Source organism: Anaerofustis sp. NSJ-163, assembly GCF_024135845.1.
Lineage (GTDB): Bacteria > Bacillota > Clostridia > Eubacteriales > Anaerofustaceae > Anaerofustis > Anaerofustis butyriciformans.
This window is the reverse complement of the sequence record NZ_JAMYJV010000006.1, coordinates 60,052-74,682: the sequence shown is the minus strand read 5'-3', so window position 1 is coordinate 74,682 and position 14,631 is coordinate 60,052. Positions and strand designations below refer to the sequence as shown.

The 14,631-nt window shown below is 29.6% G+C and carries 13 protein-coding genes; 6 read left to right on the top strand and 7 right to left on the bottom strand.

Features of this window, described 5'->3' with window-relative positions:
* Positions 1-6 precede the first annotated feature (6 nt).
* The 6 genes from M6G78_RS08850 to lspA all read right to left on the bottom strand — a co-directional run bounded on the left by M6G78_RS08850 (position 7) and on the right by lspA (position 4,569).
* Entirely contained in the window at positions 7-783 is a 777-nt protein-coding gene (locus M6G78_RS08850; protein WP_138268209.1) for a TatD family hydrolase, read from the bottom strand.
* The gene (locus M6G78_RS08845; RefSeq protein ID WP_138268208.1) at positions 776-1,147 is read right to left on the bottom strand and encodes a septum formation initiator family protein; all 372 of its coding nucleotides are present in this window, start codon (positions 1,145-1,147) and stop codon (positions 776-778) included. The genes M6G78_RS08850 and M6G78_RS08845 overlap by 8 nt, the downstream gene beginning before the upstream one ends.
* Positions 1,056-1,631 (bottom strand): spore cortex biosynthesis protein YabQ, encoded by a 576-nt coding sequence (gene yabQ / locus M6G78_RS10375; protein ID WP_138268207.1) that lies wholly within the window; start codon positions 1,629-1,631, stop codon positions 1,056-1,058. The genes M6G78_RS08845 and yabQ overlap by 92 nt, the downstream gene beginning before the upstream one ends.
* Positions 1,631-1,912: a sporulation protein YabP gene (yabP, locus tag M6G78_RS08840; RefSeq protein ID WP_138268206.1), complete on the bottom strand. Its 282-nt coding sequence runs from the start codon at positions 1,910-1,912 to the stop codon at positions 1,631-1,633. Before yabP ends, yabQ begins: the two co-directional genes overlap by 1 nt.
* Positions 1,913-1,992: 80 nt before the next feature.
* Positions 1,993-3,981 carry an excinuclease ABC subunit UvrB gene (uvrB, locus tag M6G78_RS08835; RefSeq protein ID WP_138268205.1) on the bottom strand — a complete coding sequence of 663 codons (1,989 nt, stop codon included), beginning with the start codon at positions 3,979-3,981 and terminating at the stop codon, positions 1,993-1,995.
* Positions 3,982-4,107: 126 nt separating this feature from the next.
* Entirely contained in the window at positions 4,108-4,569 is a 462-nt protein-coding gene (lspA, locus tag M6G78_RS08830) for a signal peptidase II (RefSeq protein ID WP_138268204.1), read from the bottom strand.
* A 133-nt stretch (positions 4,570-4,702) separates the two neighbouring features.
* Here lspA and M6G78_RS08825 point away from each other — a divergent pair, with 133 nt between their 5' ends.
* Positions 4,703-5,911: an AI-2E family transporter gene (locus M6G78_RS08825; protein ID WP_138268203.1), complete on the top strand. Its 1,209-nt coding sequence runs from the start codon at positions 4,703-4,705 to the stop codon at positions 5,909-5,911.
* Between the two features lie 7 nt (positions 5,912-5,918).
* On the opposite strand, the gene M6G78_RS08820 is transcribed toward M6G78_RS08825, so the two are convergent.
* Positions 5,919-7,232, bottom strand: a complete 1,314-nt coding sequence (locus M6G78_RS08820; RefSeq protein WP_138268202.1) for a CCA tRNA nucleotidyltransferase — start codon at positions 7,230-7,232, stop codon at positions 5,919-5,921.
* A gap of 145 nt (positions 7,233-7,377) precedes the next feature.
* Here M6G78_RS08820 and M6G78_RS08815 point away from each other — a divergent pair, with 145 nt between their 5' ends.
* The 5 genes from M6G78_RS08815 to M6G78_RS08795 all read left to right on the top strand — a co-directional run bounded on the left by M6G78_RS08815 (position 7,378) and on the right by M6G78_RS08795 (position 14,565).
* Positions 7,378-8,409, top strand: a complete 1,032-nt coding sequence (locus M6G78_RS08815) for an alcohol dehydrogenase catalytic domain-containing protein (RefSeq protein ID WP_371922838.1) — start codon at positions 7,378-7,380, stop codon at positions 8,407-8,409.
* Between the two features lie 165 nt (positions 8,410-8,574).
* Positions 8,575-8,883: a hypothetical protein gene (locus M6G78_RS08810; protein WP_138268201.1), complete on the top strand. Its 309-nt coding sequence runs from the start codon at positions 8,575-8,577 to the stop codon at positions 8,881-8,883.
* 45 nt (positions 8,884-8,928) lie between these two features.
* Positions 8,929-9,714 (top strand): glutamate 5-kinase, encoded by a 786-nt coding sequence (proB, locus tag M6G78_RS08805; protein WP_138268200.1) that lies wholly within the window; start codon positions 8,929-8,931, stop codon positions 9,712-9,714.
* Between the two features lie 5 nt (positions 9,715-9,719).
* Positions 9,720-10,973 carry a glutamate-5-semialdehyde dehydrogenase gene (locus M6G78_RS08800; protein WP_171020556.1) on the top strand — a complete coding sequence of 418 codons (1,254 nt, stop codon included), beginning with the start codon at positions 9,720-9,722 and terminating at the stop codon, positions 10,971-10,973.
* 166 nt (positions 10,974-11,139) lie between these two features.
* The gene (locus M6G78_RS08795) at positions 11,140-14,565 is read left to right on the top strand and encodes a pyruvate carboxylase (protein ID WP_138268199.1); all 3,426 of its coding nucleotides are present in this window, start codon (positions 11,140-11,142) and stop codon (positions 14,563-14,565) included.
* Positions 14,566-14,631: the final 66 nt, after the last annotated feature.

Here is a 14,631-nt window from a genome sequence, read left to right as displayed (position 1 = left end):
CCTTTTTTATTTTATTCTAAATAATTCTTTTGCATTATTATTTGTAATTTCAACTAATTCTTCATAACTTACGTCATTAATCTCTGCAAGTTGTTTTGCAGTGTGTTTTACATAGGAAGGGTCGTTTCTTTTTCCCCTATGAGGTACCGGAGTAAGATAAGGACAGTCTGTTTCAATAAGAAGTCTGTTTAAAGGCACAGCTCTTGCCGCATTTCTTACATTTTCAGCATTTTTAAATGTAACGCTTCCGGAAAAAGATATATAAAGCCCAAGTTTTAAATATTCTTTTACCATTTCCGCAGAAGCCGAACAAGAATGAATGATTCCTGTATTATTACCTAAATATTCTTTTAAAATATCATATGTATCTTTTACGGCGTCTCTCGAATGTACTATGATAGGTTTATTTAATTTATTTGCAGCTTTGATTTGTTTTATAAATACTTCTTTTTGAATATCTCTTGGAGAATTGTCATAATAATAATCAAGTCCTATTTCTCCATAAGCAACTACTTTTTCATTTTCTTTTATAAGCTTAATAAATTCATTTTCAAGAATTTCGTTATAGTCTTTGCTGTCATGAGGGTGAAGCCCTACCGATGCATAGAAAAAATCGTATTGTTTACTAAGCTCAATGGCTTTTACTGACGATTCAAGATCATAACCGACATTCACAACCCCATCCATATTTTCATTTTGTAATTTTTTTATTACATCTGTTAAGTCTTTATCAAAAGCTTCATCGTTAAGATGTGCATGTGTGTCAAATAAAAAACTACTCACTTTTATTGTCCCCTTCGTTTGTTACGTATACTTTTTCATCGGGATATATAAGTCCCAAATATTTTTTTGCAAGGTATTCTATATATGATTTGCTGTTTGAATTCTCAAGTTCTTCACTTAATTCTTTTGACTTTAAATTTTCTTCTTCTATTTGTTGAGAAAGTTCTTCTTTTGTTTTGTTTAAAGTATAATATTTATACTCAAGCGTAAGCATTCTGCCCGCAAAAAGAACAAAGGTAACAATTAGAATTAAAGTTATAACTCTTTTTTTCTTACCCGCACGTCTTTTTTTTCTTTTTACTATTCTTCTTTTTGCGTCTATGCTGTTGTTGGTATTTTGTAAAGAATAATTTTCTCTTCTCATTAATACCTATTCCTTCTTTTTTATATATTCTGAATGTATTATAACTTATTTTTATTTTTAATGGAATAGATAAAATATGTTTTAATAAAGTTTTAATTTTTATTATTGGACCTTTGTATTTATTTTTTATTCTATTTTTTTTCATGTTTATTTTTCTTTTTATTTTTTTGTTTGTACGTCCTATTTTTGAAGTAATAAAAAATAAAAGTTTTTTATAAATAGGGGATATTATAAAGTAATAAGCTACAAATCCCATAATAAAACTTACAATACTATAATATCGTAATTCAAAATATGTGGTTTTAAAGAATAAGTCAATGGTAAATACTGCTCCTACAAGGCAAAAACATAAATCCGATAAATTTATTTTTTTTGTTATGGCATAAACTATTATAGTTATTGTGTGATACATGATTCCTAAAATAAAACCTCCGTAAAAGGTTTCAAAAAGGATAAGGTATTGAGAATAAATAGTATCAGTCATTATTTGAATATCTTGGAAAATAATCCTGAGGATTTTTCCATAAATGTTATGTCATCATCATAATTTAGAGCATATATATTTCCGTTTAATGCAATTTCTCCTTCTTCTAAATTTAGTTTTTCAATTTTTAATTCTTCTCCGTTTATGGTAAGAATTCCAAGAGATGTTTCAAGAACCACCGTTTCGTCATTAAAGTTATGAACATCAAGACAATCATTTATTTTTAAATTGCCTCTGTTGTATAATTCAAGTCTTTGATCTGTTATATTTTTGTTGTCCATAGTTTTTCTCCTAAAAATATTATTTATTAATATATATTGGCTTTATAAAAAAATAGAACAAAAAAACTCCCTTATGGAGTTTATTTTGTTTTTAATTTTTTTAATTGTTCAATTTCATCTCTGACTTTTGCAGCAAGTTCAAATTCAAGATTTTTAGCATATAATTTCATTTGTTTTGTAAGAAGTTCAATTTCTTCATCAATATCTTTGTTAAAGTCTTTTTTATTTCTCTTTTGGATTTTAGCTGATTTTTTATCTTCGATATCTTCCATTGACAGTGCAGACATAGCATTATCCGTAGATTTTACTATTCCTTTAGGCGTAATGTTATGGTCTTTGTTATATTTTGTTTGTATTTTTCTTCTTCTTTGAGTTTCTTTTATGGCTTTATCCATGGAAGCTGTTATTGTGTCTGCATACATTACAACTTCGCCGTCTAAATGTCTTGCGGCTCTTCCTATTGTTTGAATAAGTGATGTTTCACTTCTTAAAAATCCTTCTTTATCGGCATCTAAAATAGCAACTAAGGATACTTCCGGTATATCAAGTCCTTCTCTTAAAAGGTTTATACCTACCAAAACATCAAAAACATCATCTCTTAAGTCTTTAATAAGCTTCATTCTTTCTATTGTGTCTACATCAGAGTGAAGATACTCAACTCTTATTCCCACTTCACTTAAATATGTTGTTAAATCTTCTGCCATTCTTTTTGTAAGAGTTGTTACAAGAACTTTTTCTTTTTTAGCAGTTTTTTCTTTTATTCTTCCTATTAAATCTTCAATTTGCCCTTTTGTTTCCTTAACGGTAATTTTAGGGTCAATAAGACCTGTTGGACGAACAATACATTCTGCTATTGTTGTTGATAAGTCTTTTTCATAATCATTAGGGGTTGCAGATACATAGACTAATTGATTCATTCTTTCTTCAAATTCTTCAAAGTTTAGAGGTCTGTTATCTAAAGCTGAAGGAAGTCTGAATCCATAATCAACAAGATTCATTTTTCTTGCTCTGTCTCCTGCATACATTCCTCTTATTTGAGGGACGGTAACATGGGATTCGTCTATGAAAGTTACATAATTTTTAGGGAAGTAGTCTAAAAGAGTATAAGGAGGTGCTCCCGCAGGAAGATTGTTTATATGTCTTGAATAGTTTTCTATTCCTTTGCAAGAACCAATTTCTCTTAACATTTCAATATCATAATTGGTTCTTTCCCTTATTCTTTGTGCTTCCAATAATTTCCCATTATCTTCAAATTCTTTTGCTCTAATTTTTAACTCTTCGCTTATTGATTTTATTGCCCTGTTTATGTTTTCTTCGTTTGTAACATAGTGGCTTGCAGGATAAATAAAAGCATGTTTTAAACTTCTTAAAATTTCTCCGGTAATAGAGTTTATTTCAACGATTCTGTCTATTTCATCATCAAAAAATTCCACTCTTATTGCTTCTTCACTGCTGTTTGCAGGGAATATTTCAACGCTATCTCCTCTTACTCTGAAAGTTCCTCTGTGAAAATCAATATCATTTCTTGTATATTGTATATCAATTAACTTTCTTATTACATCATCTCGTTCTTTTATCATTCCGGGTCTTAATGATAAAACCATTTCCTTATAGTCAATTGGGCTACCAAGTCCGTATATACAGCTTACAGATGCAATGATTATTACGTCATCTCTTTCAAATAATGCAGATGTTGCTGAGTGACGAAGTTTATCTATATCATCGTTTATGCTTGAGTCTTTTGCTATATATAAATCTCTACCGGGAACATATGCTTCCGGTTGATAATAATCGTAGTAGCTTACAAAATATTCTACCGCATTTTCAGGAAAGAAACTTCTAAACTCATTTGCAAGTTGAGCTGCTAATGTTTTGTTATGTGCCATTATGAGAGCAGGACGTTGAACTTTTTCTATTATTTTTGCCATAATATAAGTTTTCCCGCAGCCTGTAACACCAAGAAGTGTTTGATCTCTTTCGTTGTTTAATATGCTGTTAGATAATTTTTCTATTACTTCAGGCTGTCCTCCTGAAGGTTCAAAAGGTGAATGTACTTTAAATTTTGGCATTTTTTCTCCTTTTTAAAAATATTTTATTAACATATTTTATCATATAGTGTTTATAAAGTATATAACAAAATGAACATTTGTTCTTTTATTATTAAAATAAAAAGAATAAACTTTTGTCTATTCTTTTTAAAATATTTTTTCGTCTTTTGTAAAAATAACATATATACAAAATAGTATTGCCCCGATTGTAATAAATATATCTGCTACATTAAAAATAGCAAAATTTATAAGTCTAAAATCAAAGAAGTCTGTAACAAAACCATGGAAGAATCTATCTATGAAATTTCCAATTGCTCCTCCTAATATAAAAGCAAGACCGAAAGACATGATTTTTGATGTTTTTCCCTTTTTGATGCTTTTTAATAAAAAGAAAAATACTAGAAAAATAAATACTAAACTTACTACTGTTAACACTGCTGTGTTTTTTGAAAACATACTAAAAGCGGCTCCGGTATTTTCACAGTAAGTAAGATGGAAAACATTTTCTATTATAGGTATGCTTCCAATCGGCTTTAAATTATTTATAACAATATATTTACTTATTTGGTCTATAATTATACATAAAATTACAATTAAATAATAAATCATTTCAACCTCTTTTAAAATTATTAAAATTTTTTTAATTATATCATAAATTATATTTAAAAATAGGATTTTTAAATATTTTAATTAATATGTATGGTATAATATTATCCATAAATATTTAAAAGAGAGTGGTTTAATGAAAAAATTTAGAAACATAGACAAAAAATATAAAGAATATGCAATTCTGTTTACTCTTTCAGCTTGTTTCATTATAGCTTTTTATTTTGGAATTCAAAACATATCTTCTTTTCTTGAAGAATTAAAAGATATATGGAATATATTTTATATTCCGTTAAAGCCCGTTTTAATAGGTTTTATTATTGCCTTTTTCTTATATCAGCCGGTTGATAAATTACATGATATCTTAGAAAAAAGGACAAACATAAAAAAAGATGGAGCAAAAAGAGTTTTATCTTCTCTTATTGTAATGATTATAGCTCTTTTGATAATTACTTTAATTGTTTATATAGTTTTACCGAGTACCATTACAAGTATAAGTTCTCTTATAGCTTCTGTTCAGGAAAACATGGGGCAGATTGAAGGTTTTATCACAAGGTTAGCAAATCATCCTGTGTTTGTTAGTATTTGTAATATATTCAATATAGACATATCTACCTCAAATGGAATGAATGCTACAATACTCGATACTTTAAGTTTCTTTAAAACTTGGGTTGAAGGACTTGGTGCAAATTTATTTAATGCCACAATGAGCCTTGGTAAAACAATATATAATGTTTTTATAGCAATTTTTATAGCTTTATATATGCTTATAGACAAAGAAATTCTATTAAGTCAATTAAAAAGATTTACTCAAGCTATTTTGTCTGAAAGAATGTATGGAAGAGCTTCTTATGTTCTGGGACTTATGGATTATATGTTTTTTAAATTTTTATCCGGTAAAGCTATTTGTTCTTTAATAGTTGGGGCATTAGGTCTTGCTCTTGCAACATTATTTAAAATTAAATATGCAACATTAATTGCTTTTATAATAACCATAACAAATATGATTCCGTTGTTTGGTCCTATTTTCAGCGTAATACCTTGTTCTATTTTTGCCATGATTTCCGGTGGACCTGTTCAGGGGATTATAATGGTATTAATCATTATATTTATACAACAAATAGATCAAAATGTTCTTGCTCCGAATATTCTTGGTGATGTGGTTGGACTTAACGGTTTCTGGGTTATTGTATCCATTATTTTCTGTGGAAGTCTGTTTGGCGTTGTGGGTATGGTTATAGGTATTCCTATATTTGCAGTTCTTAAGATTTTGATTTCTCAGTGGCTTAGTGATAGAAAAGATGAAAACAAACCGCCATTACTTGAAAATAAAAAGCCTGAATAACAGGCTTTTATTTTTTTATTATTAACTTTTTTAACGTTTCTTTTTTATTTAAAGATGGAGCTTCAATTATTTTACTTAATAAATAATTTAATTTTTCTCCAATTTCTTTGCCTTCATATCCAAGTTCTATAAGGTCTTTGCCTGAAATATCAAGGTCTTTAATACTATAAGGTTGTTTTTCTTTTATGATTTTTTTTGTAAGAGTTAAAGTTTCATTGAAAATCTTTATATTGTTTTTAACCAATTCTTGATTCTTTGCACTGTCGTCTGCAATTCTTACTTTAATTAAATCAAAAAACAAATCTTCGCCTATTTTGTTTAACATTTTTTTTATATATTTAGGATCAGGTGCCATATACTTATCATGATTTTCTATTAATGTAAGTATTTTATGTTTTGTGTTATTGTCGAATTTAAATTCATTTAGAATTATTTTTGACTTTTCCCGGGAAATATCTGCATGATTGTAGAAATGGTCAACATTGTTTTGATCTGTCGTTTTCGTGTCAACTTTTCCTATATCATGTAGAAGCATGGTCATTTTTAAATGAAATACATTATCTATATTGTTAAATGTATTGTAAATATGTTCTCCAACACTACTCATATGATATTTATTATTTTGATAGGTATTAAAACAATCTTTTATTACAGGGAATAAAGTTGTAATAAATTCCATTTTGTTAATATCCATACCGCTTTCAAATATTTCTTTAAGCTCAGGTATGATTCTTTCTTTTGCAATGTTATTAAGTAAATTCATGTTTTTTAACATTGCATTTTTTGTTTCTTCTTCTATTTTCCAATCATATCTTCCTGCGAATCTATATGCTCTTAAAATTCTAATTGCATCTTCTTCAAATTTTTTATCCTTGTTTCCAATTGCTCTTATAATACCTTTTTGTATATCATTTACGCCACCGTATAAATCTATTAGTTTTTTATCATTATTATAAGCCATGGAATTTATTGTAAAATCTCTTCTGTATAAGTCTTCTTCTATTGAAGATAAAAATATAACACTTTTTGGTTTTCTGTTGTTTATATATTCTTGTTCTTTTCTATATGTGGTTATTTCAAAAGGTATCTTATCTATTAAAACAGTAACGGTTCCGTATTTTATTCCCGTTAATATTGTTTTATGGTCTTTGAATGTTTCTATTATTTTCTCTGGCTTTGCGTTTGTTGTTATGTCATAGTCCTTTGGTGTTTTTCCTAAAATTAAATCTCTGACACATCCACCGACAATAAAACCTTCAAATCCGTTTTCTTTTAATTTATTTAAAATGTATTCCGCTTTTGTATCTATCCTTAAATTCATAATATCCACCTAAATGTATTTTAACATTTAGCCTAAACATTTTAACAGTAGTTTTGTAAAATTTAATAAATTTATTTCTTGATGAATGATACCGTTTAATGATAAACTATGAATAGCATATTAATTTAAAGAGAGGTACGTTAAATTGAGAAAAGTAATGTTGCATGAACCGGGGGATTTAAGAATTATCGAATGTGAAAAGCCAAAACCTGGAAAGGGCGAAGTTTTAATTAAAAACGAAGTTTCTCTTACTTGTGGTTCTGATGTAAAAAGTTATTTAAGAGGATATGCAAAACATACACCTCCTTATAATATTGGACATGAAGCAAGCGGTATTGTTGATAGTGTAGGTGAAGGGGTTACTAAGTTTAAAGTTGGAGATAGAGTTGTTGCTCACAATTCTGCACCATGTAATGAATGTTATTATTGCAAAAAAGGTATTCATTGTATGTGTGAAGATTTCCTTGCAAATCAGTTGAAAAATGGTGCTTTTAGTGAATATCAACTTATTCCTGAAAGAATTGTTAAACAAAATATGTTCCATATTCCAGATGATATGAGTTTTAAACAAGCAGCTTTATTAGAACCTTTTGCATGTAGCGTATATGGAGTTTCTCAAGTTCCTGTTGAACAAGGAGATTATGTTGCAGTTAACGGATGTGGACCTTCAGGTCTTATGTTTATAAGACTTCTATATTTAAAAGGTGCGAGAGTTATAGCTTGTGACAGAAGTAAAGTTAGACTTGAAACAGCAAAAAAACTTGGTGCTTATGATGTGATTAATATAGATGAAGTTGAAGATCAAGTTAAAGCAGTAAAAGATCTTACACCTGAAGGAAGAGGTGTTGATGCAGCAATTGAAGCGGCAGGAAGCGTAAAAGTTTGGGAAATGTCAATTAATATGGTTCGTCCCGGAGGTTTTGTTTTATTATACGGCGGAACAAAAGCAGGAGAGGTTCTAACTGTTGACACAAAACTTCTTCATTATTCACAAGTTACAATAAAAGGTCTTTACCATACTACTCCTTTATACGTAAATCAAGCATTTGAACTTTTGAAAATGAAAGTAATAGATGAAAAAGATTTTGTATATAATGAATATAAGCTTGAAGATATAAAAGAAGCTTTAATGAATCATCATGAAGGAAACGTAATAAAAAATTACATAACATATTAAAAACTTGGCTTTGCCAAGTTTTTATTTTATTTTTTCTTGCTTTACTTTATTAGGGAATTTTTATATAATAAATAAAAATCTGTATGACTATATTTAAACCGTATTTGTTTTAAAGTTTATAATAAATAACATATTAATTTTTGATTTTTAGTAAAGGGAAAAGCAATGGAAAAATTTATTACATTTATTCTTATTGGTATTATTCTTTTAGTATGCGGTATATTAAATATAAGGGGAAATATTTCCACTATTCATAGTTATAACAGAAGAAAAGTTGTAAAAGCTGATATTCCTAAATATGGTAAATGTATGGGGGTTGGAAGTTTAATAATAGGGTTCTCTTTTGTCGTTTGTGCTATTTTTGAACTTGTTTTTAAAACTGACATAATTGAGCACTTAGTTGTATTAGGGATAATAATTGGGCTAGTTATCATGCTTTACGGACAGTTTAAATACAATAAAGGTATTTTCTAGTTTATCAATAATAAAATTAATATAAAATAAAAATAAGGACATAATATGGAAAACGTAGTAAAAGCAAAAAAAATCGTAATTAAAATCGGAACATCCACTTTGACTCACAAAACGGGGAATATAAACATAAGAAGAGTGGAACATTTGGTAAAGATTATTTCTGACCTTAAAAATTCAGGAAAAGAAATTGTATTGGTTTCTTCAGGTGCTGTTGGGGTTGGAATGGGGAAACTTGGTCTTGATAAAAAGCCCAAAACAATATCAAAAAGACAGGCTCTTGCGGCAATCGGACAATGTGAATTAATGTATCTGTATGATAAGTTGTTTGGTGAATATAACCACAATGTAGCGCAGGTTCTTTTGACAAATGACGTTGTTGGTGAAAATGCTGATATTTCAAATATATATAATACTTTTGAACAGCTTTTAAAATATAATGTAATTCCAATAGTAAATGAAAATGACACTGTTAGTACGGAAGAGTTGGAGTTTGGTGATAATGATACTTTATCTGCCGTTGTAAGTTCAATAATAGGAGCAGACCTTCTTGTTATTCTTACGGATATTGATGGACTTTATACTGATAATCCAAAGAAAAATAAAAATGCAAAACGAATTGAAGTTGTCGAAGAAATTACCGATGAGATTATAGATTGTTGTGGTGGCGCTGTGAATAATCTTGGTACGGGCGGAATGATTACAAAAATAAAAGCAGGGCAAATTGCTTTTGAAAATAATTTTGATATGGTTATTCTTTCATCAAAAAATCCAAATGATTTATATAATTTATTCGACGGTGAAAACAAAGGAACATTATTTAAGGTGAGGTGATTTTAATGTTTAATATGGCAAGTTTGGGAAAGAAAGCAAAAATTGCAAGCAGAAGTCTTATGGATTTGAATACTGATAAAAAGAACGAGGCTTTAAGAAGCATTAAAGAAGAACTTATTCTTCATATGAAAGAAATAATAAAAGCTAATACAGAAGATATTTCTGCTGCGAAAATCAACGGAATAAAGGAGTCTATGGTGGATAGACTTATGCTTAACGAAGACAGAATAAAAGCAATTGCAGGCTCTATTGATAAAGTTATAAATTTAAGCGACCCTGTTGGGATTGTTTCCGGAGGCTCAAAAAGGCCTAATGGAATGGAAATCGTAATAAAAAGAGTTCCTTATGGAGTAGTTGGAATTATTTTTGAGTCTCGTCCTAATGTTACGGTTGATGCCGGATGTTTATGCTTAAAATCGGGTAATGCTTGTATTTTAAGAGGTGGCAAAGAAGCTATAAACACAAATACAAAGCTTGTGGAAATTATGAGAGGAGCAATAAGAAAAGCAGGGCTTAATCATGACATTATACAGCTTGTTACAGATACTGACAGAAAATATGTTTCTCAAATGGCGAAATTAACAGATTATATAGATGTTTTAATTCCAAGAGGAAGTGCAGGACTTATAAAATCGATAAAAGACATTGCAACAGTTCCTTTTATTGAAACAGGAGCGGGAAACTGCCATATATATATAGATGAATTTGCCGATAATGAAATGGCTGTGAATTTAACAGATAACGGGAAAACTCAACGTCCAAGTGTATGTAATGCTCTTGAAACATTACTTGTTCATGAAAAGAAAGCAAAAGAAGTTCTTCCTTTAATATATAATAGATTAAAAGAGCATAATGTTGAATTCAGGGGAGACGAAAAGACAATAAAAATCCTTGGAAGCAAGGCTGTTAAAAAAGCAACTGAAGATGATTATAAAACAGAATACAATGATTATATTATTGCTGTAAAGGTTGTTGAAAGTATTGAAGAAGCAATAAATCATATAAATAAATATTCTACAAAACATTCAGAATGTATAGTTACAAATGATATTTCAAGAATGAATATGTTCACATCAAAAATAGACAGTGCTTGTGTTTATGTAAATGTATCTACAAGATTTACCGACGGAGAAGAGTTTGGCTTTGGAAGTGAGATTGGAATAGCAACACAAAGAACTCTTCCAAGAGGTCCTATGGGATTAAATGAACTTACAACAATTAAGTATATTATTACCGGTAATGGACAAATTAGAAAATAAAAGAGCAGCTTTAAGCTGCTTTTTTTATATAATTTAGATAATTTATGCATAAATATTACAAAAAATTAATAAATATATATTTTTTTATAATAATGGTATAAAAAGTCTTTTAAAAATTAAGAAAATTTAGTATAATATTTAGAATATATGGAAAGAGGAGGGCATGATGAAAAATTTTAAAAGAGTTTTAATCGCAAACCGTGGTGAAATTGCAATTAGAATAATAAGAGCGGTACAAGAACTTGGAATGAAAGCTATTTGTATTTACTGCGAAGAAGACAAATTATCACTTTTTAGAAGTAAAGCAGATGAGGCTTATCTAATTAAAGGTACCAATTCACCAACGGACGCCTATTTAAACATAGAAGCAATAATTGAACTTGCAAAGGCTAAAAATATTGATGCAATACATCCAGGATATGGATTTTTATCAGAAAATCCTGAATTTGCGGCAGAATGTGAAAAGGCCGGTATTAAATTTATCGGACCAAATTCAAAAGTTATCGAACTTCTTGGAAATAAAGTTAATGCCAAAAATGCAGCGATAGAAGCCGGAGTTAGTGTTCTTGATGGTATAAAAGTAGATACGGTTGAAGAAGCAAAAGACATTAGTGCAAAAATCGGATACCCTGTTATAATAAAAGCCAGTGCCGGCGGCGGTGGAAGAGGTATGAGAGTTTGTGAAAGGGAAGAAGATTTAAAAGGTCAATTTGAATCTGCCGTAAGAGAAGCAAAAAAAGCTTTTAACAATGGAGAAGTTTTTATTGAAAAATATGTTCGTTCTCCAAGACACGTTGAAGCTCAAATCTTAGCCGATGAATACGGGCATATTGTTCATCTTTTTGAAAGAGACTGTTCTATTCAAAGAAGACATCAAAAAATTATTGAATTTTCACCTTCACAATCAATTAGTGAAGAAACAAGAAGAGCAATTTGTGAAGAATCAGTAAACCTTGCAAAACACGTTGGATATACAAATGCAGGTACAGTTGAATTCTTGGTTGATGAAAATGAAAAACATTATTTTATGGAAGTTAACCCAAGAATCCAAGTTGAACATACTGTTACAGAACTTGTAACAAATGTAGACTTGGTTCAAGCTCAAATTTTAATTGCCGAAGGATATAAACTTACAGATGAAGAAATAAACATTCAATCTCAAGATGATATAAAAATGAGTGGTGCGGCAATTGAATGTAGGGTTACAACAGAAAATGTATTAAATAACTTTATGCCAGATACAGGTAAAATTACAATATACAAAACAGGTGCAGGTCCAGGGGTAAGACTTGACGGTGGTAATGGTTTTGCCGGTTCTGAAATAACACCTTACTTTGACAGTCTTCTTGTTAAAACAACAACATATGCAAGAGACTTTGACAAAGCAAGAAAGAAAATGATAAGAACTTTAAAGGAACACGAAATCGAAGGTGTTTCTACAAACAAAGACTTCCTTATCAATGTTTTAAAACATCCTGACTTTAAGAAAGGAATATGTAATACAAACTTTATTGAAGATCATCCTGAACTTTTCAATATTGAAAAATTTGATGATCAACTTGCAAAAGTTCTTACATATTTATCTGAAACAACATTAAAACATGATAATCAAAATAAAGAAATTATACCAAAAATAGAAGTTCCTAGATTTAAAGACATGCCTGCTCTTAGAGGAACAAAACAAATTCTTGATGAACAAGGTCCTGACGGACTTGTAAAATGGATAAAAGATCAAAAACAGCTTTTATTCATGGATACAACTATGCGTGATGCGCAACAATCTTTATTTGCAACAAGAATGAGAACCGTTGATTTCTTGAAAATAGCAGAAAGCGTAAGCCGCTATGAAAAAGATGTTTATGCTCTTGAAGTATGGGGTGGAGCAACATTTGATACATCTTATCGTTTCTTAAAAGAATCTCCATGGGCAAGACTGGAATTATTAAGAGAAATGATTCCAAATATCTTATTCCAAATGCTTCTTAGAGGTTCAAACGCCGTAGGATATAAAAACTATCCTGATAATGTAATTAAAGAATTTATCAAACAAAGTGCAAAAAGCGGTGTTGATGTATTTAGAGTGTTTGATGCTCTTAACTGGTTAGATCAAATTAAACCTTCTGTTGAAGAAGTATTAAAACTTGGAAAAGTTGCAGAAGTTGCAATTTGTTATTCTGGAGATATATTAGATAAAAACAAAACTAAATATACATTGGATTACTACATTAAAAAAGCAAAAGAAGTTGAAGCAATGGGTGCGCATATTCTTGCAATTAAGGATATGTCAGGCTTATTAAAACCTGCTGCAGCAATGAAACTTGCAAAAGCATTAAAAGATGAAGTAAATATTCCAATTCATTTCCATACTCATGATACAGCAGGAAACGGTGTTTCAAGTATGTTAATGGCAAGTGCCGCAGGAGTAGATATTGTAGAAGGTGCTCTTTCTTCAATGAGTGGAACTACATCACAACCTTCTCTTGAAGCAATAGTTGCAGGTCTTGAATATACTCCAAGACAAAGTAATATTAATTTAGATGAAATTCAAATCGTAAGTGACTACTATGAAAAAGCAAGAAAATACTATACAGGATTTGAATCAGGCTTAAAAACAGGAACAACTCAAATTTATAAATATGAAGTTCCCGGAGGACAATACAGTAACCTTAAATCTCAAGTTGAAAGTTTCGGACTTGGACATAGATTTACAGATGTTCTTGAAAAATATAAACAAGCAAATGAACTTCTTGGTGATATAATCAAAGTAACTCCAACATCAAAAGTTGTAGGTGACTTTGCAATTTTTATGCTACAAAATGATTTAGATAAAGAAAATATCTATGAAAAAGGAAAAGACTTAGCATTCCCAGACAGTGTTGTAGATTTCTTTAAAGGAATGATTGGTCAACCTGAATGGGGCTTTGATGAAAAATTAAGAGAAGTTGTTCTTAAAGGTGCAGAATATATTACAAAACGTCCAGGTGAACTTCTTCCAGATGAAGACTTCGATAAGATAAGAGAAGAATTTAGAGAAGAATTCGGTATGGAATTAAATGAAAAACAAGTTCTTTCTGCAGCACTTTATAAAAAAGTTTATAAAGATTATCTAAAATTCAAAGAAGATTATGGTGATTTAACTTATATGCCTTCAGATGCTTTCTTTACAGGGCTAGCACTAGGCGAAGAAACAGAAATATTCTTTGGTGAAGGTAAGAGTCATGTAATTAAACTTGTAAGAATCGGTAATACTCATCCTGACGGAACAAGAAGAATGGTTTATGAAGTTGACGGCTTCAGAAGAGTTTTATATGTAAATGATCCAAACTTTGTGGTTAATCAAACAACTGATAAAATAATTGAAATGGCTGATCCTAAAAATGAAAAACATATAGGTTCTCCAATTCCTGGTTCTGTAATTAAAGTAAATGTTGCAATCGGAGAAGAAGTTAAGAAAAACCAATCTGTATGTGTTGTTGAAGCAATGAAGATGGAAACTGAAGTTGTTGCTCCATGTGACGGTGTAATAAAAGACGTATTGGTTCAAGAACTTGACAATGTAAAAGCCGGTCAATTATTAATAGAATTTGAATAAAATATCAATTTAAAGAAGCGGTTAACCGCTTCTTTTTTATTTATGAAATATGCGTTATATATTTAT

Bases quoted from the DNA above. Each gene is read 5' to 3' on its own strand.
- M6G78_RS08845 (WP_138268208.1), bottom strand. From the start codon at position 1,147: ATGAGAAGAGAAAATTATTCTTTACAAAATACCAACAACAGCATAGAC.
- lspA (WP_138268204.1), bottom strand. From the start codon at position 4,569: ATGATTTATTATTTAATTGTAATTTTATGTATAATTATAGACCAAATA.
- proB (WP_138268200.1), top strand. From the start codon at position 8,929: ATGGAAAACGTAGTAAAAGCAAAAAAAATCGTAATTAAAATCGGAACA.
- M6G78_RS08800 (WP_171020556.1), top strand. From the start codon at position 9,720: ATGTTTAATATGGCAAGTTTGGGAAAGAAAGCAAAAATTGCAAGCAGA.
- M6G78_RS08820 (WP_138268202.1), bottom strand. From the start codon at position 7,232: ATGAATTTAAGGATAGATACAAAAGCGGAATACATTTTAAATAAATTA.
- uvrB (WP_138268205.1), bottom strand. From the start codon at position 3,981: ATGCCAAAATTTAAAGTACATTCACCTTTTGAACCTTCAGGAGGACAG.
- yabQ (WP_138268207.1), bottom strand. From the start codon at position 1,631: ATGACTGATACTATTTATTCTCAATACCTTATCCTTTTTGAAACCTTT.
- M6G78_RS08795 (WP_138268199.1), top strand. From the start codon at position 11,140: ATGAAAAATTTTAAAAGAGTTTTAATCGCAAACCGTGGTGAAATTGCA.
- M6G78_RS08810 (WP_138268201.1), top strand. From the start codon at position 8,575: ATGGAAAAATTTATTACATTTATTCTTATTGGTATTATTCTTTTAGTA.
- yabP (WP_138268206.1), bottom strand. From the start codon at position 1,912: ATGGACAACAAAAATATAACAGATCAAAGACTTGAATTATACAACAGA.
- M6G78_RS08825 (WP_138268203.1), top strand. From the start codon at position 4,703: ATGAAAAAATTTAGAAACATAGACAAAAAATATAAAGAATATGCAATT.